Annotated in this window: 23 protein-coding genes, 1 tRNA gene and 5 pseudogenes; 22 read left to right on the top strand and 7 right to left on the bottom strand. The window is 39.2% G+C overall.

The features are described 5' to 3' along the window. Positions 1–276 precede the first annotated feature (276 nt). The 3 genes from AF333_RS20260 to AF333_RS20255 all read left to right on the top strand — a co-directional run bounded on the left by AF333_RS20260 (position 277) and on the right by AF333_RS20255 (position 2,226). Positions 277–1,191: a class I SAM-dependent methyltransferase gene (locus AF333_RS20260; protein ID WP_043068753.1), complete on the top strand. Its 915-nt coding sequence runs from the start codon at positions 277–279 to the stop codon at positions 1,189–1,191. A 324-nt stretch (positions 1,192–1,515) separates the two neighbouring features. Next, complete coding sequence (locus AF333_RS32115) at positions 1,516–1,863, top strand: YkgJ family cysteine cluster protein (RefSeq protein WP_074715564.1); 348 nt, start codon at positions 1,516–1,518, stop codon at positions 1,861–1,863. 48 nt (positions 1,864–1,911) lie between these two features. Next, on the top strand, positions 1,912–2,226 hold the full coding sequence (locus AF333_RS20255) for a DUF6323 family protein (protein WP_235496743.1): 315 nt from the start codon (positions 1,912–1,914) through the stop codon (positions 2,224–2,226). Between the two features lie 26 nt (positions 2,227–2,252). On the opposite strand, the pseudogene AF333_RS35900 reads toward AF333_RS20255, so the two are convergent. Both AF333_RS35900 and AF333_RS35895 read right to left on the bottom strand, forming a co-directional pair. After that, positions 2,253–2,536: pseudogene (locus tag AF333_RS35900) on the bottom strand (DDE-type integrase/transposase/recombinase); the annotation flags it as partial. Position 2,537: 1 nt separating this feature from the next. Further along, the coding region (locus AF333_RS35895; protein WP_235496740.1) for a DDE-type integrase/transposase/recombinase at positions 2,538–2,810 on the bottom strand (273 nt) is incomplete at its 3' end. Positions 2,811–3,003: 193 nt separating this feature from the next. Between AF333_RS35895 and AF333_RS20245 the strand changes: the two genes are divergently transcribed. The 3 genes from AF333_RS20245 to AF333_RS20235 are packed head-to-tail and all read left to right on the top strand — an operon-like array spanning position 3,004 to position 5,772. Next, positions 3,004–3,690 carry a FadR/GntR family transcriptional regulator gene (locus tag AF333_RS20245; RefSeq protein ID WP_043068750.1) on the top strand — a complete coding sequence of 229 codons (687 nt, stop codon included), beginning with the start codon at positions 3,004–3,006 and terminating at the stop codon, positions 3,688–3,690. A 57-nt stretch (positions 3,691–3,747) separates the two neighbouring features. Further along, positions 3,748–4,977 (top strand): MFS transporter, encoded by a 1,230-nt coding sequence (locus tag AF333_RS20240; protein WP_043068749.1) that lies wholly within the window; start codon positions 3,748–3,750, stop codon positions 4,975–4,977. Positions 4,978–4,989: 12 nt separating this feature from the next. Continuing rightward, positions 4,990–5,772, top strand: coding sequence for an ABC transporter ATP-binding protein (locus tag AF333_RS20235; protein ID WP_043068748.1), 783 nt, complete (start codon positions 4,990–4,992; stop codon positions 5,770–5,772). A 361-nt stretch (positions 5,773–6,133) separates the two neighbouring features. Here the strand turns inward: AF333_RS20235 and AF333_RS20230 are convergent. Further along, positions 6,134–7,487 (bottom strand): annotated as a pseudogene (locus tag AF333_RS20230) (transposase). A 291-nt stretch (positions 7,488–7,778) separates the two neighbouring features. On the opposite strand from AF333_RS20230, the gene AF333_RS20225 reads away from it, so the two are divergent. The 7 genes and pseudogenes from AF333_RS20225 to AF333_RS35885 form a co-directional block, all read left to right on the top strand. Further along, a complete protein-coding gene (locus AF333_RS20225) occupies positions 7,779–8,105 on the top strand; it encodes a PadR family transcriptional regulator (RefSeq protein WP_043068747.1) in 327 nt (108 codons plus the stop codon). A gap of 4 nt (positions 8,106–8,109) precedes the next feature. Beyond that, complete coding sequence (locus AF333_RS20220) at positions 8,110–8,877, top strand: HAAS domain-containing protein (RefSeq protein ID WP_043068746.1); 768 nt, start codon at positions 8,110–8,112, stop codon at positions 8,875–8,877. Between the two features lie 1,272 nt (positions 8,878–10,149). Further along, positions 10,150–10,356, top strand: a complete 207-nt coding sequence (locus tag AF333_RS20215) for a helix-turn-helix transcriptional regulator (protein WP_043068745.1) — start codon at positions 10,150–10,152, stop codon at positions 10,354–10,356. After that, positions 10,353–10,652: a hypothetical protein gene (locus tag AF333_RS20210; protein ID WP_043068744.1), complete on the top strand. Its 300-nt coding sequence runs from the start codon at positions 10,353–10,355 to the stop codon at positions 10,650–10,652. The genes AF333_RS20215 and AF333_RS20210 overlap by 4 nt, the downstream gene beginning before the upstream one ends. A 63-nt stretch (positions 10,653–10,715) precedes the next feature. Next, positions 10,716–11,445, top strand: a pseudogene (locus AF333_RS20205) (ABC transporter ATP-binding protein); the annotation flags it as partial. After that, complete coding sequence (locus tag AF333_RS35890) at positions 11,442–11,669, top strand: hypothetical protein (RefSeq protein WP_043068743.1); 228 nt, start codon at positions 11,442–11,444, stop codon at positions 11,667–11,669. The pseudogene AF333_RS20205 and the gene AF333_RS35890, both read left to right, overlap by 4 nt. A gap of 371 nt (positions 11,670–12,040) precedes the next feature. Further along, positions 12,041–12,202 (top strand): annotated as a pseudogene (locus AF333_RS35885) (IS4 family transposase); the annotation flags it as partial. A 302-nt stretch (positions 12,203–12,504) separates the two neighbouring features. Here AF333_RS35885 and AF333_RS20195 read toward each other — a convergent pair. The 3 genes from AF333_RS20195 to AF333_RS20185 all read right to left on the bottom strand — a co-directional run bounded on the left by AF333_RS20195 (position 12,505) and on the right by AF333_RS20185 (position 13,807). Beyond that, on the bottom strand, positions 12,505–12,903 hold the full coding sequence (locus tag AF333_RS20195) for a peptidoglycan-binding protein (RefSeq protein ID WP_235496735.1): 399 nt from the start codon (positions 12,901–12,903) through the stop codon (positions 12,505–12,507). 71 nt (positions 12,904–12,974) lie between these two features. Then, a complete protein-coding gene (locus AF333_RS20190) occupies positions 12,975–13,235 on the bottom strand; it encodes a hypothetical protein (RefSeq protein ID WP_043068741.1) in 261 nt (86 codons plus the stop codon). Between the two features lie 498 nt (positions 13,236–13,733). Continuing rightward, positions 13,734–13,807, bottom strand: a tRNA-Cys gene (locus tag AF333_RS20185). Between the two features lie 322 nt (positions 13,808–14,129). Here AF333_RS20185 and AF333_RS20180 point away from each other — a divergent pair. From AF333_RS20180 to AF333_RS37585, 4 genes and pseudogenes are all read left to right on the top strand, one after another. Continuing rightward, positions 14,130–14,318 carry a helix-turn-helix transcriptional regulator gene (locus AF333_RS20180; RefSeq protein WP_043068740.1) on the top strand — a complete coding sequence of 63 codons (189 nt, stop codon included), beginning with the start codon at positions 14,130–14,132 and terminating at the stop codon, positions 14,316–14,318. A 20-nt stretch (positions 14,319–14,338) separates the two neighbouring features. Then, positions 14,339–14,749, top strand: coding sequence for a hypothetical protein (locus tag AF333_RS20175; protein ID WP_052812394.1), 411 nt, complete (start codon positions 14,339–14,341; stop codon positions 14,747–14,749). A 780-nt stretch (positions 14,750–15,529) separates the two neighbouring features. Further along, positions 15,530–16,075, top strand: coding sequence for a glutathione peroxidase (locus tag AF333_RS20170; RefSeq protein WP_043068739.1), 546 nt, complete (start codon positions 15,530–15,532; stop codon positions 16,073–16,075). A gap of 90 nt (positions 16,076–16,165) precedes the next feature. After that, positions 16,166–16,417: pseudogene (locus AF333_RS37585) on the top strand (isochorismatase family protein); the annotation flags it as partial. Between the two features lie 380 nt (positions 16,418–16,797). Here the strand turns inward: AF333_RS37585 and AF333_RS20165 are convergent. Then, on the bottom strand, positions 16,798–18,363 hold the full coding sequence (locus AF333_RS20165) for an IS1182 family transposase (protein ID WP_053432726.1): 1,566 nt from the start codon (positions 18,361–18,363) through the stop codon (positions 16,798–16,800). 371 nt (positions 18,364–18,734) lie between these two features. Here AF333_RS20165 and AF333_RS20160 point away from each other — a divergent pair, with 371 nt between their 5' ends. Genes AF333_RS20160 through AF333_RS20140 form a run of 5 tightly spaced genes read left to right on the top strand, consistent with a single transcriptional unit; the run spans position 18,735 to position 23,161 of the window. Beyond that, positions 18,735–19,445 carry a lantibiotic protection ABC transporter ATP-binding protein gene (locus AF333_RS20160; RefSeq protein ID WP_043065854.1) on the top strand — a complete coding sequence of 237 codons (711 nt, stop codon included), beginning with the start codon at positions 18,735–18,737 and terminating at the stop codon, positions 19,443–19,445. Positions 19,446–19,447: 2 nt separating this feature from the next. Continuing rightward, the gene (locus AF333_RS20155) at positions 19,448–20,203 is read left to right on the top strand and encodes a lantibiotic immunity ABC transporter MutE/EpiE family permease subunit (protein ID WP_043065855.1); all 756 of its coding nucleotides are present in this window, start codon (positions 19,448–19,450) and stop codon (positions 20,201–20,203) included. 2 nt (positions 20,204–20,205) lie between these two features. After that, positions 20,206–20,994, top strand: a complete 789-nt coding sequence (locus tag AF333_RS20150) for a lantibiotic immunity ABC transporter MutG family permease subunit (RefSeq protein WP_043065856.1) — start codon at positions 20,206–20,208, stop codon at positions 20,992–20,994. Beyond that, positions 20,987–21,679, top strand: a complete 693-nt coding sequence (locus AF333_RS20145) for a response regulator transcription factor (protein WP_043065857.1) — start codon at positions 20,987–20,989, stop codon at positions 21,677–21,679. Before AF333_RS20150 ends, AF333_RS20145 begins: the two co-directional genes overlap by 8 nt. Before the next feature lie 18 nt (positions 21,680–21,697). Beyond that, positions 21,698–23,161, top strand: coding sequence for a sensor histidine kinase (locus tag AF333_RS20140; RefSeq protein ID WP_043065858.1), 1,464 nt, complete (start codon positions 21,698–21,700; stop codon positions 23,159–23,161). The last annotated feature ends 252 nt before the right edge of the window (positions 23,162–23,413 follow it).

Raw genomic sequence — 23,413 nt, 5'->3', positions numbered from 1 at the left:
CCCACCACTATCAAGTTAAGAGGTAAGCCTATCATAACAAGAAAAAAAGCGCTATGCTTTTCTTATGTAAAGTAAGAAAGGATGGCGTATTTTTTTGCTTTGGGGGTATTTGTTGCTCCTAGCTTGATAGCGATGTGGTACTACCCCTAGTCAAAAAACTTGACAAAAAAATTTATTTATGCTATAATTTACTTTTATTAAATCTAATTATATAATAGGATTCTCCTGGCCAGGGGAATCCTATTTTTTTGTTCTAATATGAAGGAGTGTGTTTGTATGAAGAAAGGTGAGTCAAGTTTAACCTCGTTAATATCAGCTTTTGGAAGATCCTGTCATAGTCAATTTGATACCCCTAAAATCTTTAATGATTATATAGCTAAAGATTTAATTTCACAAAAAGAATTTAATAACATCAAAGAGAATATGGTTCAAGGCATACATTTCTTCAACAAAGATATCGTGCAAAAGTTTAAGGGGGATACAGAAGAAATATTAAAATGGATTACACAGATTCAACTTTCTCCAACACCCTTGGCACGTGCTGCGTATTGTGAAAAAGTATTACTTAATGAAGTGATGTTAGAGTTAAAACAATATGTCATACTTGGTGCCGGGTTAGATACTTTTAGTTTTCGACATCCAGAATTGGAAAACACCTTAGAGATATTTGAAATTGATTATCCTACTACACAGGAATTTAAGAAGAAAAGATTGGATGAAGCTAATTTTAAAGTTCCGAGTAATCTTCATTTTGTTTCTATGGACTTCACCAAAAAGTTTTCCTACCAAAATTTAAGAGATGAAGGATTTGGTAATAAAAAAACTTTCTTTAGCCTTTTAGGTGTTTCTTATTATTTAACGAAAGAAGAAATTTCAAGTTTAATAGATAATTTATTCGCCAAAGTCCCATCAGGAAGTTCCATAGTTTTTGATTATGCAGACGAAAAACTCTTTGAAGAAAAAGGAATCTTTAATAGAGTTGAAAATATGGTAAAAATGGCTTCAGCAAGTGGCGAACCAATGAAGTCATGTTTTTCTTATTATGAAATTGAGAGAATGTTAGAAAAATCCGGTTTGCTCATTTATGAACATTTATCACCTGATAAAATTAATGAACTATATTTTGACAATCGAAAAGACTACCTATCAGCCTTTGAAACCATTCACTACATTCATGCTATAAAAAAATAAAACATATTAAAGATACTTAACACACTTTAAAAGGATGTACCTGTAAAGTGACCGAATAACCTCTTGCTAGAGCTTACCCCAATAATTTTTTTGAAAATACCTGTTGTACATTTTTATCTAATTCATTGTAAAGCATATCATACAGTTTTTTAAATGTAGTGACTACAGAAACAACTTTATTATTTCTATTAAATAATTTAACAGCGCAAGAATGCCAGTTTATACTCCCGTTATTGTCATTAATCATTTTTAGCTACTTAACTAGAAAATCCATATCATTGAATGGATCTTAACACCTTGCTTTTTCAAGAGCTGATTAAATTAATGGAAAGCTTACCTTGTAAAGGTTGCAAAGGAATGTGCTGCGGTCCTGTTCCTATTATAGAAGATGAGTTGAAGAAAATAAAAAAGAAGATAAGAGCTATGCCTAAAAAAACACGCCTGGATTTAAAAAACCAACGACGTTATTTTGGGACTTGTATTTTCTATGACAAAATAAACGATCGGTGCGGTATTCATTCAGTACGTCCATCAATTTGCCGAGCATTTGGTTATTATAATAATCTCCTTTGTTTTCGCAATCCGAAATTAGCTTCTAGAAGAAACTATACGACCAGCTCACATCCTGCCGGTATCTTAAGTGTTGATTTTACATGGAACGACTTTACTTAGGAGAAAAGTCAAAACTTTTTAGCGGGTCTATAGGAAGGGAGAGAGCCTATGAATTTATCCGATATTTTGAATTCCATCCAATTATCACCCAAGTCCAAGACAGTGATGGAACTACTCAGTTTAAATGAAAAAACTAAAGAGCGAGGCTTGGTTCTAACGCCAAATGATGTAAAAACGTTGGTGGTGTCCAGAAATAAATTGCTACGTGATCATGCGAGAGTTGAACTGGGCATTGGAGTGTTAAAGGAGTTAATTGAGGTGTTTTCTACTTCACCCTATATGGATCGAGATCATTATGTTGATACGCTAAATGAGCTTCAGGAGATTTTTTATGGTTCTGTTGCAAAGTTTCTTAACAGATAAAAATGTGGGTTGGGTGCGATTAAATCTCATGCAATTGTAAGTAACTTTTGCAATTCATTATACGTTGAAAAACCGCAGTTTGGTCGTAAACTGCGGTTTTGTTTATATATAGCATGAATGGTTTCGATTCCTTTTAAGGTACGGGAAGCGTGGCGAAGATTTTGAAATCCTGCAGATTTAGAAAAACATCGCTTCACATGCCTATGGTCCTGTTCAATGGGGTTGTTTAAATACTTGATTTTACAATGAGTTTTTTTTAGATAAAAGCCTTGTTCTCTTAATTTGTTAAATGCACAAAGTTGGTGCTTTGNACGATATAAATAACACCATTTCCCTCTGACTTTTATATAGGTTTCATCTAGTTTCCAAGATAATTGAACGTTTTTATTTTTCTTCTTCCAAATTTGATAGATAAGATTTCCATATTCATGAACCCAGCGCATGATGGTTGTTGGATGAACCGAAACACCACGCTCTTTTAAGATTTCAGATACTTCACGATAGCTTAAAGAAAAACGACAATAGTAGCCGACGGCTACCAAAATAATATCCTTTTTAAATTGTTTTCCTCTAAAATATCCCATTTGTGATTCTCCTAGCTCTGTTTTGAAAAAGTTTAGCGTACTTTTAAAAACCTTGCAACAGAACCGGTATGTTCAAATAAGGTCTAGTGGGCTTCAGCCTGTCGAGACTTTCTCGACAGGCTGAAAAAACAAAAGAATTTTTCTTGTATGATTCTAGTGAATATGTTAAACTTCTAAAACGGGAGATGATCAGATGAATGATAAAATGTCATTTAAAACCTTAAATCATCATAAACTAGTGGATGATGTAGTTAATCAGTTACAACATAAAATATCAACGGGTGATATTAAACCTGGAGATAAAATTCCAACAGAACCAGAACTGATGGAGCTATTTGGAGTAGGAAGGTCTACAATCCGAGAAGCAATCCGGGTTCTGGTTCACGCTGGACTACTTGAGAAAAAACAAGGGTTCGGTACGTATCTAAAAACCAGCCCTGTCATCCAAGAGCCTCTTGCACATCGATTGCATCGCGCAGAGCTTGTGGAGGTATACGAGGCAAGAAAGATGCTGGAGTTGGAAATATCCCGGTTAGCTGCTCTTCGTCGCGATGAAGAAGATCTGAAAAACATGCGCAATCATTTGGATGCACGCAACTTTGCGTTGCAACAAAATGATCGAGAACTCTATGCAAAGTCAGATATAGAGTTTCATATGTCTATAGCGATTGCTAGTAAAAATGGTGTTATTATTGATTTATTCCGCACTTTTTCTCACGTATTATCTGATGCTATGCACAAATTAAATAAAGAATATAGTTCGCATGATCCGCAATCCTACTATCACGAGCAGTTATACGAGGCTATTAAGCAGCAGGATCCGGATCTTGCTTTAAAATGGACGCTTCTTAATCTGGAAGGAACAATTGCCGAGTTATAACAATTTTTTTTTATAACAAAACAGCAGATGATATGATGTTTGTTGGAGGGATAAAAAATGAAATCTTCTACATCGCAAGTTACCGTATACTCAATTTTATTGTCAATTAGCCTGGTTCATTTATTAAATGACTCGATTCAGTCCGTTATTCCCGCCATATTTCCAATCTTACATGAGTCTTTAAAGTTAAGCTTTACACAAATTGGTTGGATCGCCTTTACCTTAAATATAACAGCTTCAATGTTTCAACCACTGATTGGGCTATATACTGATGCTAAACCTAAACCATCTTTGCTGCCCATTGGAGTCGTTTTTTCTTTGCTAGGAATGCTTGTTTTAGCATTCTCCTCCAATTTTTGGCAAGTTATTATCTCGGTAATTCTTATTGGAGTTGGTTCTTCCGTGCTTCATCCTGAAGCTTCTCGAGTTGCTTATCTGGCAGCCGGGCCACGTAAAGGATTGGCTCAATCTATATTTCAGACTGGTGGGAATATTGGCCAGGCATTGGCTCCTGTGTTCACAGCATTGATTTTCGTCCCTCTTGGACAGTTTGGAATTATATGGTTTACTATTGCCGCACTTGCTGCTATTATTGTTCAAATTTATGTTGCTCGTTGGTATCGCTACTATATCAGCCAACAAACTCCAAAGAAAAAAACGATTATTTTGAAAGCAAATGAACGTTCTACATCCATGATTACTTACTCCATCGGGATTTTGATTATGTTATTGTTTTCAAAATTTGTATATATGGCAAGTATGACTGGATTTTATGCGTTTTACCTAATTGACAAACACAGCGTATCCACAGAACATGCACAACTTTTTATTTTTTTGCTACTGGTTGCTGGAGCATTAGGAACTTTCGTTGGGGGCCCGATGGCAGATCGGTTTGGACGACGTAATATGATCTGGTTTTCTATTTTAGGAACAGCACCCTTTTCCCTATTACTTCCTTTTGCCAATTTATTCTGGTCCGCTGTGCTTTGCTTTTTTATCGGATTCATTTTACTTTCAGGCTTTTCCGTTATTATAGTTTACGCGCAGGAGTTGTTACCGGGGAAAATTGGAACCGTCTCAGGGCTATTTTTCGGCCTGGCTTTCGGCCTTGGTGGCCTAGGATCGGTGGTACTCGGCACATTGGCCGACCATACTAGTATTTCATTTATTATCCAGGTATGTGCATATTTACCTCTTATCGGTTTGCTTGCTGCGTTTCTCCCGACAGATGCTGTATTACGGCTACAGCCTGCCACCATAGAAGCAACTACTACCCAAAATACATAGGAGGAACATATTATGTCAAATATTATTGAGGTCAAAGATGTCCTGTGGAGACGCGAACAGAAAATCATATTGAAGAACATCAGTTGGACGATACGTAAGGGGGAACACTGGGCGCTCTTGGGGCTAAATGGCTCCGGAAAGACCACGTTATTAAATATGATAACCGGCTATATTTGGCCGACAGAGGGACAGATTTCCGTACTTGGTCATCGGTATGGAACGGTCGATTTGCGAAAAATGCGAAAACGAATTGGATGGGTAAGCTCATCTTTCCAAGAACGAATCCACCCTAATGAAAAAACACAACATCTGGTGATTAGTGGGTTACATGCCTCCGTTGGATTATTTGAGAAACCAACGGAAGAAAATATCCAAAAAGCCGTCTACCTCATGGAAACACTCGGTTGTGCACATCTTTTTGACCGCCAATATCAGACCTGTTCACAAGGCGAAAAACAAAAGCTTCTCATCGCCCGGGCGCTTATGGCCTCACCTGAGTTGCTTATTTTAGATGAAGCTTGTAACGGACTGGACTTTTTGTCCAGAGAATCCTTGCTTCAAAGCATCGTAAATCTGGTTAAACAAAAAGATGCTCCTACGCTTTTGTATGTGACGCACCATGTGGAAGAAATATTGCCCGAATTTACACACTCCTTATTACTTCAAAAAGGAACCGTATTTGCAAGTGGAATAACAACGGAAATTCTTACCAGTGAAAGGTTATCGGTTCTATTTGAAACCCCTGTTCAAGTATCTTGGAAAAATAAGCGGGCCTGGCTTTCGCTTTCTCAATAGTTGATTGTCCCTAGACAAAAGAGGACCGGACATAATCCGCTTGCTGCATCTATACTAACAAAGAATTGCGGATGTAATAACTTCCACCTTGAAGAAGACGAAAAAAACACTGTCCAAGGGCAGTGTTTTTTTGTTGAGATTTCTTGACAGGCCGGCGAATCCCTGGTTTTCTCGCCTTTATTCGTGCCTGTCCCGAAAAAATATTGGCACAATACGGTGTACATAGTGCTAAAACATTAGTTCAGTTTTATATAAAAGAATATTTTCATATGTGAATCAATTTCATAAGTAGTTTCTAAAAACTTCAATACCTACAGAATTTCTGTATTTGATTTTTGAAACGACCGGAGGTCGTGCCCTATTAAGCAGATCTGCAGCTTAATTCAACATTCATACGGTCCACAGCTAATTTAGAAGCATTAAACAATAGACAAAGTAAATCAACATGAACTTTCGCTAATTCTCCAGAACGGTATCGGACATTGTTTAGTTGAAAATACTCTTTTAAGTAAGCATTCACTCGTTCAACAGAAGTACGTTCCTTGTAAAGTTTTTTCCATGCTTTACTTCCACGCGAAGGAGCGGGATAGCGACGTAAATCAACTGTCTTTTTCATTTTAATGACCTTTTGGCATAGCGTGTCGTGAACGAGGGAGCAATCCTTACACTCCTTCGGTCTTGTATACTTGAGTGTTTCATATTTAGGATCATAGCTATCATAACGATAGGAATGTTCACGGACACATGAAGGTGTAAAATACTTGTCGACACCGATAGGTGGCGCTTCGTTCCGCTTATTATAAGCGATGATAGCGTCCGCTTTCATGCGATAAACCTGCTCATAAATTGGATTGTAATCCTATCCAGCGTCTGCCATCACTTTCGTGATGTTGAAAAAAGGCAACCTCTCAGCCACTCCTTTCAATAATGGAATGGCAGCTTCGGCATCATTCATGTTTCCTGACGAAAGCAAATGACGTAAAAGATACTGACTTTTGGTTTCTACAGCAAGATGGAGTTTGTAGCCGTACCAGAAAACATTTTTATTTTCGGCGTTTTTCTTAATTCCCCACCGAGGGGCGTTTGGCATTTCTTTTTGAAGTTCACCGAAGGTGCGATCCAATTGCTTTTCGATTTTCTGTTCGAAAAGAGGCAAGTTGTTCTCGATTTCTTCTTGCTCCTTTATAGGCTTCTTTTTTCTTGCGCCCCCGTTTTTTTGATTCTTTGACGGGTTGTTCCACTTCAACTTCTTCTTTTTGTGGAGCTTGGTCTCGTGCTTCTACATGGGTAGCATCAATGGCAATGTGCTTGCCAGTAATGAAGCCTTCTTCAATGGCTTGTAAAACAAGTGTATCATTCATTTCATCTAGTACATTTGATGTTTTGATTTTTCGGATCAGGCGTGAGAAAGAAACTTCAGATAGTACCCGATCAGAAAACGAAAATCCGCAATCCAAACGAAAAAGAACATCATTTTTCAAGCGACGGACAAGAAGCTTAATCGTTGGAATCCCCTCTAAAATACGAGCAAAAAGGGAATAGATTATTGCTGAATAAGTAAGCGATTGGGGTGCACCTTTGCCTACTTTCTTAGACACAATGGTAAGCAGTGGCGTAATATTGATACCTTCAAAAATCGCTGTATAACGCTGGGTAGGTTCTAAATCTAATAAATCTTGCAGGGAAAACAAATGTCCTTGACGAATAGAGGACATGAGGAGACCAACCTTTCTCATTGAGTTGTCTGAGCAACTACTCTATTCGAGATTTTGGAAGGTACTCCTTTTTTCATGTCAATTGGATTTTGCGGTTCAAGGGCTTTGAGTTATGAAATTGATTCATGTATAAGGGTTATAAAATTAATTGCCAATAATATCTTGAACTAAATTAAGTACTATGTTAAATTTTAACTAACTTGTATTACAAAGTAGTCGCAATACATTTTTTTGCAAAACTATATTGCATAACAAGTTAGTTGCGATATTCTTTTGATGGGAGGGGATTAATTGTCTTCAAGTCAAATACTAAAAGGAATTTTAGAAGGCTGTCTCCTAGCGATTATTTCCAAGGGGGAGACCTATGGATATGAAATGATGGAAAAATTAAATGGCTATGGATTTACAATGGTAAGCGAAGGAAGTATTTATCCTTTATTACTTCGTATGAGAAAAGAGGGGCTTGTCACAGCTAGTCAAAAAGAACTTCCTTCGGGAGGTCCAAAGCGAAAATACTATTCTTTAACAGTTAAAGGAAGAGAAGAACTAGAAGAGTTTAAGGAGCGGTGGAGTGATATCGCAAATAGCGTAAATCAATTATTAGGAGAGGAAGATTAATTTTATGAAAATATCAAGGGATAGCCGCGAGTTTCTAGAAAATTTAAGGATTTATTTATTTTCAAGTGGTAAAAATGAAAAAGAGATTGAAGAAATAATTGGAGAATTAGAAGATCATTTATATGAGGCTGAAAGAGATGGGAAGAACGTAGGGGATATAATTGGAAAAATGCCCAAAGAGTACATGGAACAAATAGCAAATGAAATGTCTGTTGATATTAAGGGACTGTTAAAATATATACCGATTATTGTTATAGGTGCATTTTCTTATATTTTAATGGGAGATGCCATACGGGGAGAATTAGAATACTCATTAATTGATATGATTGGTTATCCGTTTATCTCGTTATTTACTTTGTTACTTACATCGGTTTTATTTAAATATGTGGCGAGCAACAAAATCTCAAAAATCAAAGAGTGGATAATGTTTGGGATTGTTGGCTCTACTCCACTGGCTTTATTTATGACATTAATCTTTCTAGATAGATATTATGACACACCAACTATTCAGTTTGGGGTTATTGGGAATATTATTGCAATTGTTTTTTCGATTCTAGTTTTTGTTGGAGTAGCGATTTGGAGCAAAACATGGGTATCTATTATTCTTCCAATAATTTTATTTTTACCGGAATTTGTTATAAGTAAAACGAACCTTCAGGAGAGTACGAAGGTAATTTTGATTGGCATTATCGTTACGGTATGTTTTGTTATTTACACTCTCACTGTTATAAAGTTGGAGAAAAATAATGTAAAAAAGTTAACTGAACAGTAAATCATTAAATATATTTCCATTAAAAGGCCGTCAGATGGTGGCCTTTTAATGGTGATAAAAACGCATTACTTATTTTAATTTTAAAAATGATATTGTCAAGACTATATAGAGGTACCACCACACCACCATTAAGTTAAGAAATAAGCCTATCATGACAGGAAAGAGAACGCTATGCTTTTCTTATGTAAAGTAAGAAAGGATAGCGCTTTTATGAGTATAAGAGAAGAAAATGAACTGTTTTATTCGCTGAAGAATTACAACGATGTATGTCTCCCACTGTTCTTAACCAGCTAGCTAAGGAAACAGGGTATATGATACGAAAAAGAAAATGTTATGGACAACATTTTCTTTTTCGTATCATACACTTCGTTTTTCCCTAATATAAGGATTTATTTTCTCTGGTGTAACTTTAGTTTGAATTTTATCCGTTCTGTTTTGGGATGCAAGTACCTTTCTTTGATCTCCACAAACTATAGTTCTACAAAAGCTTAAGAGATTGGAATTTTAGAACAATACAATCTCTCCAATGTTATTATCTCCTTACTACCTCAGACGTTGTTAGTATTTATTGGTTGCGAATTTTAAAAATTAAAGTGAATTTATAATAAACGTCCGATAATCTGCAGAATGTAGACAAAGCAGCTTCTTGATGGTTCAGAAAGCCGCTTTATTTTTAGAAATCCAATAAGGTTCGTTCTGTAAACAAGCAGCCAGATTAAACTAGTTGCTTGTTTTTTTAGGCACGTATAAATTGAATTAAAAACATGGTTAGTATAAAAATAGAAAAAGTAAAAGGCACTGTGTTCTGCAGTAAAGTAATAATGTAGCCTTTGTTGGGATCTCAACTCTTGTAGTTATTCCAGATTCTCTAGTAACGATTTCATATGGAGTAAAAAATATCATAATTCCTATACTAATTAAAAATCCGTAGATACCGGTTTTTACTAACTTCTTTTCCAAACAACCGCCCTTTTTTACCTCATTTTAACATATTGAGGGTGTATTATAAATAAAGCCTGACATATTACCCTATATAAAAAGTAGGGGAGATAATGTCAGGCTTTTTGTATGGTACTAATAATGAATAAAAATTAAATTAACACAGGAATTCTATTTAGAACTAGAATAAATGATTTAAAATTCGAGTTCAATAAAGTGGATTTTAAAATAGTTTTTGAATATTTTTCTTTAGAATTTTTATGTAAAGTTAGCTTGATAATTCCGTTTATGTAAAGTAAACTTTACGTAAAATCAGCTTTACCGAGGTGCGATGTGAAAAATAAGGTACGTGATAAGAGAGTAGAACAAGGATGGACACAGGAGCAGCTATCAGAAATAGTAGGTGTGTCCAGACAAACAATCATCTCGTTAGAAAACGGAAAGTACAATGCCTCGCTTATTTTAGCTCATAAGTTAGCACAAGCATTTGAATGCTATATCGAGGATTTATTTATTTTTGAGGGGGATGAAAATATATGACTGAGACAGTTGGAGCTCTGATTGGTTTATTTGGTGTTGCTATTATGGGTTTATGTGGATGGTATTTCGACAAAAAAAAGGCGCAAAAAAAACGTGGATTGGATGAACGATTCTATCTTATTCGAGATAAAGCCCGAGCGACTTCCTGGCAAGTTACATTAGTAACCATGTATATTCTGTTTTTTCTAGTCATTCTCAAAGTCGGTATTTCAGTTGCTAGCGTATTAGGAATACTATTATTAGTTCACATGGGAAGCTGGACTGCGTTGATCTTTTATTATCAGGCTAAATATTAATTATAAACGCTAAGAGGATTGTAGAGGAGCGAATGTTCGATGCCACACATCATCTAAGTTCAGGAGGTAAGCAAAACATCCAAAAGTCGAAAAGAGCATGCGGAGGCTGTACAGCCCTTATCTTTTGCTGTGAGTAAAGGGGAAATCGTTGGACTAATCGGGAAAAATGGTGCTGGGAAAACCACATTGCTGCGTATGATGTGCACGTTGCTTGAGCCTAGTGAAGGCAGAATTATCGTAAATGGCCATGATACCTTACAGGAGGCAATGAAAATAAAACCCAGGATTGGTGTTCTATTTGTTGGGGAGACTGGATTGTACGATCGTTTGACAGCCCGTGAAAATTTAATGTACTTTTCCGATCTGTACGGACAGAGCCAGCACGAAACGAAAAATCGCATTGAAAAATTGTCCGTTCAATTTGGCATTAAGGAGTATCTGGATCGGAGGCTGCTTGGCTTCTCTAGGGGGATGCGGCAACAGGTTGCGATTGCCCGTACATTTGTACATGAGCCAGATATTATTTTGTTCGATGAACCGACGACGGGACTTGATTACATCAGCCAATGTATTTCGTCAAATGATTCACCAGATGCGGCACGAAGGCAAAACAATCATTTTTTCAACTCATATTATGAAGGAAGTCGCGCTTCTCTGTTCTTCTGTGATAATGCTGCATAAAGGCGAGTTACTTTATAAAGGAACATTGGAGCAATTATATGTCGAAAAAGAAACGAACGATTTGAACTATATCTTCATGTCTCGACTTGTTAGAGGGAGAACTGTCGTATGATCTGGACTATATTTAAAAAAGAAATGAAAGACTCGCTTAGAGATAGCAAAACATTACTACTTGGGGTGCTCTTACCTATACTGCTCCTTTTCTTCATGACGATCCTCCTTGATAAAGTTCTATTGACACAGCTTCAGGTAGATTCACTACGAATCGTTGTGCTAAAAGAAATACCAGAGGAGGCTCTAAAGTTATTTTCTGGAACCCTCAATCTCTATATGTAAAAAAATAGTAATTCAGTTCAAGAAGTTACCGAAGACAAAGCACAGGCAGCCATAGATTTTGATGCCAATTATGTAGAAAAGCAAAAGCGAGGGCAACCTGTTCAAATAGTCCTCTACGCCAATCAGTCTAATAGAAAAGGATCGCAGGCAATTGAGTATCTTCAGGGTCACATTCAGGATGTGGGGCAACACATCGTAAAAGAACGCCTGCAAAGGAAAGGGATTTCCACAGATTTGATCGTTCCCTTTCAGGTTGAGGTAAAAAAGCTTGCTTCCACATCGCCATCAAGCTAGTAGTAACAAATACCCCCAAAACGAAAAAAAATGCGCTATTCTTTCTCTATGACTCATAGAAAGGGTGGCGCATTTTTATGACTGCTTCTATATCTCAAGAGTTACGATGATTTGCGGAGGAATTTCAGCATTCTTTATCATTGAGTACCTTACAACAAGTAGCTAGAGAAATTGGATTTGTCCAACGAGAAAGTAGGTATCGAGCACAAGAGCTAGCGGCTTTATGCGTATGGCTAAGCTAAAGTGTAGCTCAGTAAACGGGAGAGTGGGCTAGGAGCCATTAAAAATGTGCGCTCCCTAGTATACGGAATGCATAGTCTACATATAAGGTAGGATACGGTCAACACCTTTAGCTGTATTTCAGGCCGAAGGTGTTTTTTTGAAGGAAAGATTCACACACTCGTTGAAATATATTATACTACGAGTGTTGATTAACCAAAAAAAGTAAGATAAAAAATGAAAAAGAGGCACCTTTTTCGAGAAAAGAGTTTGTACACCACATACAAATCTCTACTATCCATAGGACAGCGGGGCATTGTCACTATCTTTCTCCCTTTGTAAAAATAACTTCCCTTGTTGCTTGTTTCCACTCTAAGTTATAGCCAAGTACTTCCGCAATTTCCCTTGATTGAGCATAACCTGCCTCACCAATTATGATAGTCGTTTCTAGCGTCTCTTTGCCCAGTGTAGCCTTTCCATTGCAAAATCCTACCGCGCTACCCCTGCCGCGTTTCCCATGGACCGTACAGAATGCCTGAATAGCTTCCTCTGTCTTTCGACCGAAAATACCGTCTGCAGCTCCTACAGAAAAACCAAGTTTCTTCAACTTCTCTTGCAAAGATTTTACGGCAGCGCCCCGGCTATTTAGTCGGAGGATAGTGAGGGAGGTTGTACCGCTTGGGTGAAACTTGATCAAAACGATATAGCTTGTACTTTTCAATTAATTTAATCAGTTTTTCGCATAGTCAGGATCCGTCCTGTTGCACTTTCTGACAAGCTTGTTTATACTATCTAATTTTTAGATATCTTTTTAATAAAAATTAGATTGATAAGCAATATTAATAAAGCTATACATAAAGGATAATTAATTACTGTTTGTAATTCACTTTGCCCAATGACTTTTATTTTCCAGATTCCAAACGCTATATTTTTAAAACCATCACTTTCATTAATAATTGTGAAAGCATTTTTAAATTGAAAATTGAACCACCATATAGACATTACTTCAACAATAGAAAGTATGATATTCACCATGACAACTTTTTTTAGCAATGTTTGAAAACCTCCATTCTATTTACTTAGAATAAGGGTACTACAAAATTTAAATGTGTCGACCATAGAAAATCCACACATTTAAATTTCTTATTAAACTATTAGGGGTCACGTCACATCGCCATCGAGCTAGTGGAAAGGAAAAGTCGAGAATCGGGAAACCTGATCATTTTTACTTTCCAACATAAATTTTAGGCATGCTCAAATAAAGCGGGCTTCATTTTTTGACTTATGCTGCATTGCCATGATTCATGGTATACTCATAAACAACACCCAGGATATCAAAGACCACTTTTTTCTTATAACGGTGAGATTTTCGCCTGTTTTGCTATAGGAGGTTGAACAGGCGAATGAGCACTTTATACAAAAAATTCCGATAAAAATAAAAATGAAAAAGCTCTCTGGTAAGAATCCCAGAGAGCTTTTTCTTGAAAACATTGATGGGAGACATTTTTACGAGGGGTAAATTTGACCTTTTCCCTTTATGAGACCATGTACTGGGGGGAGTATCTGGATTTGAACCAGAAATAAAGATTTTGCAGACCTTCGCCTTACCATTTGGCTATACTCCCTAAATGTGATAAGAAAATCTATAATTTAATATTACTTCTTTCTATATTTATTGTTCAATATAATGTTTTGAATGATAATCATTGCTTTTTCCTATGATAAACTTAAAAGTCTAGTTTTATATTTTTGTTGAAATATTTCAATCTCAGCTTTATACCGAAAATTATCTGAAGTAGGTAACCACTAAGTACTTATTCAGTTCTTGAGAGGAAATTATCATAAGAAGTTCATCTTAATGTGTAAAAGGTTTTTGACAAACGTAAAATGAATATTTATAATCGTGATGTAAAAACGTTTTGACAGGAGGTGACTTATAAATTCTGAATGGATAACAAAATACGTGAATTGCGTGAATTGAAAGGATGGTCTCAAGGAGAACTTGCAGAAAGATGCAATGTCACCCGACAAACCATAAATGCCATTGAAAATAATAAATACGATCCTACCTTACAGTTAGCCTTTCGATTGGCAAAAGTTCTAAATGTAAAGATTGATGATCTATTTTTTTGTTAATGAAGGAAGGGAAAAGCTAAGTGACAAATAAGCAAAATAAGTGGATAAAATATATACTATGGATCTGTATTTTCGTACTTATTGGAAATATATTGTTTACATATTTAAACGTTCGTACTATAGGCTCTTATGCATTGTTTGCTCTCAGCATTTTCGTAGCTTCCTTATTGGAGTTACATACTTTTGGAAAGATGAGTTATTTCGATAGCAATAGTGGGGAACATAAAGATGAATTAGAAGAGCATATCGTAAAAGTTAGTAGTAAAATAAGTTATTTTGTTTTAATGGTGGTAGTATTCATCATATGGGCTGTTTCCGAATATAGAAATGGTGAAGAAGAGATGACCAATGTTCCTCTCATGTTGGTATTTTGCGCAACCATTATTACTTTACCATTCGTTCAATTTTTCGTTTCAAGGAGATACAGATAAAGATGAAATACCCCCGAATGCTTATTTTATCGTTTTTTTGGGGGGGAACTTGTTTTCTTAAGTTGATGGCGATGGGGTACGACCGAGATACGTGTAAAAACGGGTCATATTCTAACTTTTATTTCCAAATACGTTCTCGCCAACAAGACGCAAATTTTGTACGCTAAGCAAATTTCAACCTAAAAAAAGTCGATTTCCTGTACGGTAAGGAGTCGACTTTTTTAGTGGATTTTTAAAGTAAAGTCTTCGTTGGCTTTATAGAAACAGAAACTATAATTAATCTTCTTTGAGATTCAGCAGAATTTTCTTAGTTAACAATCAGACATACTCTTTCTTGCAATTTCAGAATATTTTTTAACAAATTCTGATTTAGCTTCTGTATATCCATCCCTATTATGCTCATATTTGTCTTTTAAACTGAGAGCGTTAAAAACAGCATTGGTATCTACTCAGACCGCCCGAGAGTGTTATGAACTGAAAAGGCCGTCGCTAATGAGGTAGCTTTTTTATTTGGGGATTTTTCACATAGGTAACTGGGAAGTTTAATTCAATGCAACCTGTACCTTAATTAGCTTTTATTATAGTCCTTCTTCTTTGAGGGAAAGTTGAGATGAACTAAGTATCAATCACGTTGTTTATTGTTATTACCTATAAATATCATTCTAATAATATATTAGACCAATAGATAATTGAATAATATGATGAACTAAATAAAGTGACTGTCAAATGTAGAGTTATTGCAGAAAAATATAAAAACTAAAAACAGAGAGGAATGTTAGCATGTCAATTTATGATTTTCAAGCAACCCTGATTAACGGAAAGCAGATTAAATTGTCAGACTACAGGGGAAAAGTTCTCCTAATTGTAAATACAGCCAGCCAATGTGGCTTTTCTCGTCAATTCGCCGACCTACAGAAGCTTTACGAAAGTCGACGGGAACAGGGATTTGAAATTCTCGCGTTCCCTTGCAACCAATTTAATGAGAAAGAGCCGGGTATCAACTCGGAAATACAGGAATCTTGCAAGATTAACCATGGAGTAACATTCCCTATATTTGAGAAAACGGATGTAAGAGGTCCATCTTCTCATCCTTTATTTCTATATCTGATACAACAAATACCGTTTCAAGGCTTCGATATTCAGACCAAGGATGGTCAATGGATGGAGGATTTTCTGCGGGGAAAATATCCAGAAATATATGCAGGCGATGGGGTTAAGTGGAATTTCTCCAAGTTTCTAATCGATCGTGATGGTCATGTAAAAGAAAGATTTGAATCAACAACGGAACCTTTTGACATAGATCCTGCAATCGAGTCATTGTTGTAAAATTTCAGCGTTTCCCTTGGCTATTAGATTAACGGGAATCATTCTGCACAAGATTATGTTGTTATTTAATATCATGCTGGCTTATTTCTTGAAACTGAGCTTCACACATTACTCCGAGATAATGAAATTGACACTTTAGTTATGTGTGGAGTTCAAACAGAGTATTGTGTTGATACAACTGTGAAGAGTGCATATTCGCATGGCTATAAGGTGAAATTGGTAAGGGATTGCCATAGTACTTATAACTCTGATGTATTAACTGCAGAACAAATTATCAACCATCATAATAATATTCTTAATCAGTTTGCTACTATTGTAAACTCATGTGAAATAGACTTTTAGGAGTTAGTTTCCATAAAATAAAAAAGAAGAATGAAGATGATAATGAGCGAAAAGACGAGGGGATGAAAAAAATTATTTGAATGCCCCATTTGGTAATCGTCTTGAACTTCTCGTGGTAATTGCACTATTAGGAAACGATAGTTTAATAGACAGCTAGGCTACCACTAGTGTACTGTCAATTTATGAAAAAACTCTCCGTCCGGAGAGTTTTTTACATTTATATCTATACGTTTGCACCTGGTGACAGTTACGCTAGTATCACCCCTATCATTAAGAGGCTGTCTCAAAAGGTCGTTGAAAAACGATTTTTTCGAGCCAGCCCTTCTTTTTTTACCTGAATATGGATTTTAGAGGTTGCTTATCCTCGATTTTCTTTCTATTTATCTCCGTATTTGTGGTTCTTTTGATTGTTGATTTAATTTTAGGGTCCATTTTATGAGGTTATGGGCAGCACAAATAAGACCCCATTCCACCGTATTTTTGGATAGGCCTCTTAATGAAAATCGATGGAACTGGCGATTATGTTTGATTTGACCAAACACAGGTTCCACATCGATTTTTCGCTGGCTGTATTTTCGTTCTCCTTCTTCGGTTGCCAGCCGTTCCCGTACGTCTTTGCGCTGTTTTTGATTTTCCATCGAAACAGTGATCCTTTTGGTTTCTTTTCCTTTTGCGCAAGACGCTTGAAATGGACAGCCATGACAGTCCGCACAAAGGTACACTCGCTTGATCGATTCATATCCATTGTCCGACTTCTGTTTCTTTTCATAACGAAAGGTCAGTCGTTTATTGTTCGCACACATCCACTTATCCTGTTCTTCGTCGTACGTCATGTTCTCCAGACGACCCACTTGATTCTTCCATGTTTTCGTTTGTTCCTTATCGAAGGTACTGTATTTGACGTACGCCTCGATTTCTTTCTTTTCGCAATAGACGTAATTCTCCTCGCTCCCATATCCGGAATCGCCAATCAACGCCTTTGGTTTAGGGCGATTGTATTGCTCAAGAACTTCAAAATGAGGAATCAGGCAGCCAGGATCTCCCGCCCGTTGGTGAAGACTGAATCCGGTGATAAATTGACCTTCTGTTCCCATTTGTACATTGTAACCAGGTTTCAACTGGCCGTTTTTCATAGGATCATCTTTCATCCGCATAAACGTCGCATCAGGATCCGTCTTCGAAAAGCTGTTGCGTTCCCCGAAGGTGGCCTTTTGTTCTTCGTACTTTTGTTTCCGGGGTAGAAGATCTTTTTCCAGTTGACGCTTTGCTTTCTTTAGGGTTCGATTTTTCGGATGCTGTTCGAGTCGTTTTTCTACCTTTTTTATCGTTTCCTCGATTTTCTCGGATGTAATCGGTGTTTCTTCCCACTTTCCCTGAAAATCTGTTTCCTTTTCTGCCTGTTCATCTTCCCGTGTCACTTCTTCAATGGATGTAACAATCTGCTGGAATTTCTCGTCCAGCTTTTGATCATATTTTTCAGTGGACTTCCGCCAAACAAACGTATATTTGTTGGCATTGGCTTCGATTTTTGTCCCGTCCAAAAAGTAATCTTCCAGCTTCACCAGCCCTTCCTGACGAAGCAGATCGACGAGGGAGAAGAATGTTTCATAAATCACATCCTTCATGCGTTCGGAACGGAAACGGTTGATGGTACGAAAATCCGGTTTTTGATTTTCGGAAAGCCACATGAAGTAAATATTTTCACCCAGCTGTTTGGCGATCTGCCGAGAGGAATATATGCGATTGGTATACGCATACAGAATCATTTTTAGCATCATTTTTGGAGGATAAGGAGGACGCCCTCCGCCTGGGTGGAGAGGAATAAACAAGCGAGGGTCTATTTTTTCAACCGTTGCATCCACAATTCGGCACAGGTGATGATCGGGGATTAGGATCTCAATATCCATTGGAAGAACTAACTGGCGAGTGGTATAATGAGTGTACATAAGAAAATCGTTCCTTTCTGATATTTTGTTTGTTGTGGTGACTTCATTATATCAAAAAGAGCGATTTTCTTCTTTTTTACGTGAAAAAGGGTGCCCCAAAGTTACTTTTGGGACACCCTCTTAACTTTTATTACAATTTACTTTGCGGGTGGTGACAGCGACGTCGGTACTACCCCTAGTAACATTGGCAATCGTTGTTGCCTTGGCCAGTAAGAAAGACTACCCTTGCACCAAAACATATTTCCAAATGAGCCTCGGATACGGAGAAGATTCGTATCACGTCAGCTTTTGAACGAGCTTTTATAGAATGTTTATAAAATCTTTATAATTGCCTGTTACTTTAAACTCAAAAGCTGGAAAGGGTGATGGAAATGCAAAATTACATTTTGCAGACAAAAGATTTATGCAAACATTTCGGTAAACAGTTGGTGGTAGATCATGTTTCACTGGCAGTCGGGACGGGTTCGGTCTACGGACTCCTCGGGCCAAACGGTGCGGGGAAGACGACGACGCTAAAAATGATCATGGGGCTCTTACGTCCTACAGGCGGTGAAATTCTATTTGACGAGAAGCCCTGGAACAGAAAGGATCTCGAAAAAATCGGGGCGCTTATTGAGTCCCCAGCTCTGTACGGCAACCTTACAGCAAGGGAGAACCTCAAGGTTCATACGAAGCTGCTGGGGCTGCCCGATCAAAGAATCGAGGAGGTGCTCGAAACCGTAGATCTTAAGAACACAGGAAATAAAAGAGCCTCTCAGTTTTCGCTTGGCATGAAGCAGCGGCTCGGCATCGCAATCGCGCTTCTGAACCGTCCGCAACTTCTCATCCTTGACGAACCTACGAACGGGCTTGATCCGCTCGGCATTCAGGAGCTGCGCGAATTGATCCGGTCTTTTCCTTCCCTGGGGATTACGGTCATACTGTCCAGCCATATTCTTTCGGAAGTGGAACAGATCGCGGATCATATCGGTATCATAAGCGACGGCAAACTCAGCTACCAGGATAAGATAGACAAAGGGGAAGACCTCGAAGCGCTATTTATGAAAGTAGTGAGCGAAAATCGGAGAAGGGAGGGAATGTGAACATGCTAAACGCGATTCAGTCGGAAAACCTGAAGTATAAACGCAGCTTTTCGCAAAAGCTGGTCTTTATCGCCCCTTTGTTCTTTGCCCTGTACGCCATCATTGTGAAATTGCTCATCTCGGCAGTGGAAACGCCCTGGGACTTGTTTCTATGCATGGTATTTAATTGGTGGCCGCTTATATTCATTCCCTTGGGCACAGCTCTGCTTTGCGCTCTCGTCGAAATGCGGGAAAGGAAGGCCGGAAATTACCGCTGCCTGCGAACCTACAATTTAAACGCATCCACTCTATGGTTTGGCAAAATAACCGTCCTTGCCTTTTATACCTTGTTATCCTCGGTTACTCTCATTTTTGTAAATCTGATTGCCGGTTCCTTGATTGCACAAGGGACGGCACCCATAGGAAAAATCGTCGAGGCCAGTGCCATCATCTGGCTGGTATCGCTCAGTCTCATTCCTATTCAGCTGTTTGCGGCGGCATGGAAAGGCACTATCGCAGCAGTTGTGCTCGGCCTCTGCGGTCTGTTCGCGGGAGTCATTGCGGCACCCAGGCCTTGGTGGATTTTTGTTCCATGGAGCTGGCCGATGCGATTGATGAGCCCGATTATCGGCGTCCATCCAAATGGCATTCCGCTTCAAGAGGGCGACCCGCTGCTAAACGATTCTGTCGTTCCTCTGGGAATCGCAGTTTCCCTTGCCTTTCTTGCGGCCACGTCGGTGCTCACGGCCATCTGGTTTGCCAAAAGGGAGGTACGCTGACATTGACTTTATTCCGTGTTTTGTCCTCCGACTGGCTCAAGACCAAGCGAACGGCAGTCAGGCTGATTATCTTCGCAGCGCCTGTCGCATATGCATTTTTGCTGATATGGTATTTTGGAAATTATAAACAAACCCCGGATTTGCAATCCAAGATTTACGAAGCCTTCTTTCAAATGAGAACAGCGCTCCTGCCGGTTAGCGCCGGGCTGCTTGCAGGCTTTATGGGCGTGCAGGAGGAGCATGCCGGCAATTTTAACGGAATTCTGGGACAAACGGTACCCAGAGCGCAAGTTTATATCAGCAAGCTACTTATGCTCATTCTGATGACGACAGCAGATATGTTCATCTCGACGTTTATTCTGCTTGTTGGAATGGAATATGTGCTGCACATTAGCATGATTCAAGTGGGCTTGTTTGTAGAAGGTATGCTTCTAGCGGTGACGGGGTCTCTCTTTCTTTACACGTTTCATCTATTCTTGGGTTTTGCATATGGGTTAGGCGCATCCATTGCTGCCGGAGGGGCTGGTTTTCTTATTGCCGCCATTATTGGGACTACGACCGTAGGTGACCGGATCTGGCAGTTTGTGCCGTGGGCGTGGTCGGTGCGGCTATCGCAGCTTCCCGAGGTCTTTATGCCCGGCCTCCAGTTGCCCGATAGCATCATAGCCTCGGATTATTTCACACAGTTGGCGGTCAAAGGTCTAGTGCCAGCAATCGCAACGTTTATACTTGTCACAGTTTGCGGTACAATATGGTTTTTCAGGTGGGAAGGCCGGAAAGCCTATGAGTAGAATTTTGATTATCGATGATGAAAAAGAGCTTGTTATGCTGCTTGCCGACGAGTTGAAGGCAAAAGGGCATGAGGTGTTGTCTGTGTACGAAGGCAACGAGGGAGTAAAGCTGGCGCGAAGGCAACCGGACCTTATCATCCTTGATATCATGATACCGGGCATGAACGGATTTGACGTCTGCCGCGCAATCAGGGATGAGGTGCTGTGCCCCATCATCTTCTTGAGCGCGAAGCAATCAGAAGCAGACCGGATCAGGGGGCTTACACTCGGCGGGGACGATTATGTGGTGAAGCCGTTCGGCCTGCAGGAGTTTCTGGCTAGAATCGATGCCAATTTGCGGCGGGAAAAACGGGCACAATATTTAAATGCAGAAAGCAAAAGAACCAAGCTCTTTTTCGGAAAACTCGATATGGACCTGCGAAGCCGAGTGGTCAGGATAGATGGCGTCCCCATAGCGCTCACCAAGCGGGAATACGATATTGTCGAACTTCTCGCCATGCATGGCGGGCAGGTTTTTTCCAGAGATCAGATCTATGGAAAGGTTTGGGGCTATGATGCCGAGGGCGACTCTACGACGGTAGTCGAACATGTGAAAAAAATCAGGGCAAAATTTACCGAGGCCGATCCGTCCGGCGAATATATCCTGACCGTGTGGGGGATCGGCTACAAGTGGAACAAGGCGTAAGCGGAGGAGCGGCACATCGTGAAAAACCGACCGTTAAAAACACAATTCAGGGTCAACTTCGTCCTGATTATTCTGTCGAGCATATTGGCCACAACGATTACCTATGCCTTGGCAGTGGTTCTCTTTAATCATCTGGAATACAAAAAAATTTATCCCGCCAATTATTATGAAAACCAGTTGCCTCGGGTAAAGGACTATATCCGGCAGCAAAACACCAGGCTGCTTCTGCTGTCCGCAAGAAACGACCTGGAGAAAGTCATACCAGTAAAAGGAATAGAGTATCAGGTGCTGAATAGCGAAGGCGTTATTCTGTATGGCACATTGACCCAAAAATTCATTGAAAACCGTAAGCAGCTATACGACCAGTTCAATATAACGACGGGATTTCGGGGCCGATACATCCAAACCATACCCATCATCGGCGAAGACCGAAGGATATCCGGTGCCGTTCTGCTCGCCTACTCCTTGAATACCACCTATACCAATGATACCGGGAATGGGTGGCTTACCACGCTGTTTATCGGCGCGCTCTTTTCGCCAATCGTTTATGTGGTTATCTTCACTCTAATGTTTTCCAAGGTTTTCACGAATCAAATCAATAAACCACTGCAATTGCTGATGGACGCCTCTCGGAAGATCCGGGAGAAAGACCTTGATTTTGAGGTGGAGTATCGCGCGAATAATGAACTGGGAAGGCTGTGCATGGCCTTTTCCGAGATGAAGGATGAACTGAAGAACTCCCTGTCGGCTCAGTGGAAGATGGAACAGGAACGGGTGGAGATGGTGGAGGCGCTGGCGCACGACCTGAAAGCCCCGCTCTCTGTCATTCGTGGCTACTCGGAAGCGCTCATTGATTCGGATGCCGGAAGAAGCGAGAAAGAGAGCAGATACCTTGCCGTCATCAAAGAAAATGCCGAGAAAGGATCCGATTTTGTGCGGCAAATGCTGTACACCGCTGATTTGGAGAGCTCCGGCCGAGATTTAAAGCTTACCCCCGTATGCATGAGGTCGTTCATCGAACAGAGAGTGGGTAATTACGAGCTGCAGGCGAAGCGGAGAGGGATCGAGCTGATAGCCGAAATAGAAGGTGCGGGCGACAGGGGCTGTTTATTGGATACGGAAAAGCTAGAACGCATTCTCGACAATATCATGTCGAACAGCCTGCAGTACACCCCGAATGGAGGCAGGATTCATTTGTCTGTGAAGGTGGAGCAGCACAGAGCTTTTTTTGAAATTCGCGATTCGGGAAAGGGCTTCAGTAAGAAGGATATGGACAACATTTTCAACAAATTCTACCGGGGCGATGAAGCGAGGGGAAGCAAGGACGGACATTCCGGACTCGGAATGTATATTGCCAGGCAATTGGTTGCCAAGCACGGCGGTTCCATAAAAGTTTACAATGCTGAAGACGGAGGAGCCTACGTAGCGTTTGACCTCAAGGTATTTATGAACAGAAGCCTCCCGACGCATCTTGATTCATAGCGTCAACAAAACTCACACTGCAAAATACATTTAATTTATGGCTACAAAAAGCAAAAATAGAGGGTAGGGAGCCTAATTTAGAAATCCCTGAGCATGAACAAATGTCTTTTGCCTTTGTGATTATGTTTCCAGATCATATTAAAGAAAATTTAGAACTTCACTGGTGGAGAGCCTCTGAACAATCGTTGGATTTACAAGATTACTTAGAAGCAAACATCTCAAAATACCCTCATGTAAAAATAAGTAAAAAAG

This window comes from Aneurinibacillus migulanus (genome assembly GCF_001274715.1).
Lineage (GTDB): Bacteria > Bacillota > Bacilli > Aneurinibacillales > Aneurinibacillaceae > Aneurinibacillus > Aneurinibacillus migulanus.
The sequence above is the reverse complement of the archived record's forward strand: the minus strand, read 5'-3'. Positions and strand labels throughout refer to the sequence as shown.

What these genes read in the sequence shown, in the direction of transcription:
- AF333_RS20260 (WP_043068753.1), top strand. Translation starts at nt 277, where the DNA reads ATGAAGAAAGGTGAGTCAAGTTTAACCTCGTTAATATCAGCTTTTGGA.
- AF333_RS32115 (WP_074715564.1), top strand. Translation starts at nt 1,516, where the DNA reads ATGGAAAGCTTACCTTGTAAAGGTTGCAAAGGAATGTGCTGCGGTCCT.
- AF333_RS20255 (WP_235496743.1), top strand. Translation starts at nt 1,912, where the DNA reads ATGAATTTATCCGATATTTTGAATTCCATCCAATTATCACCCAAGTCC.
- AF333_RS20245 (WP_043068750.1), top strand. Translation starts at nt 3,004, where the DNA reads ATGAATGATAAAATGTCATTTAAAACCTTAAATCATCATAAACTAGTG.
- AF333_RS20240 (WP_043068749.1), top strand. Translation starts at nt 3,748, where the DNA reads ATGAAATCTTCTACATCGCAAGTTACCGTATACTCAATTTTATTGTCA.
- AF333_RS20235 (WP_043068748.1), top strand. Translation starts at nt 4,990, where the DNA reads ATGTCAAATATTATTGAGGTCAAAGATGTCCTGTGGAGACGCGAACAG.
- AF333_RS20220 (WP_043068746.1), top strand. Translation starts at nt 8,110, where the DNA reads ATGAAAATATCAAGGGATAGCCGCGAGTTTCTAGAAAATTTAAGGATT.
- AF333_RS20210 (WP_043068744.1), top strand. Translation starts at nt 10,353, where the DNA reads ATGACTGAGACAGTTGGAGCTCTGATTGGTTTATTTGGTGTTGCTATT.
- AF333_RS35890 (WP_043068743.1), top strand. Translation starts at nt 11,442, where the DNA reads ATGATCTGGACTATATTTAAAAAAGAAATGAAAGACTCGCTTAGAGAT.
- AF333_RS20180 (WP_043068740.1), top strand. Translation starts at nt 14,130, where the DNA reads ATGGATAACAAAATACGTGAATTGCGTGAATTGAAAGGATGGTCTCAA.
- AF333_RS20170 (WP_043068739.1), top strand. Translation starts at nt 15,530, where the DNA reads ATGTCAATTTATGATTTTCAAGCAACCCTGATTAACGGAAAGCAGATT.
- AF333_RS20165 (WP_053432726.1), bottom strand. Translation starts at nt 18,363, where the DNA reads ATGTACACTCATTATACCACTCGCCAGTTAGTTCTTCCAATGGATATT.
- AF333_RS20160 (WP_043065854.1), top strand. Translation starts at nt 18,735, where the DNA reads ATGCAAAATTACATTTTGCAGACAAAAGATTTATGCAAACATTTCGGT.
- AF333_RS20155 (WP_043065855.1), top strand. Translation starts at nt 19,448, where the DNA reads ATGCTAAACGCGATTCAGTCGGAAAACCTGAAGTATAAACGCAGCTTT.
- AF333_RS20145 (WP_043065857.1), top strand. Translation starts at nt 20,987, where the DNA reads ATGAGTAGAATTTTGATTATCGATGATGAAAAAGAGCTTGTTATGCTG.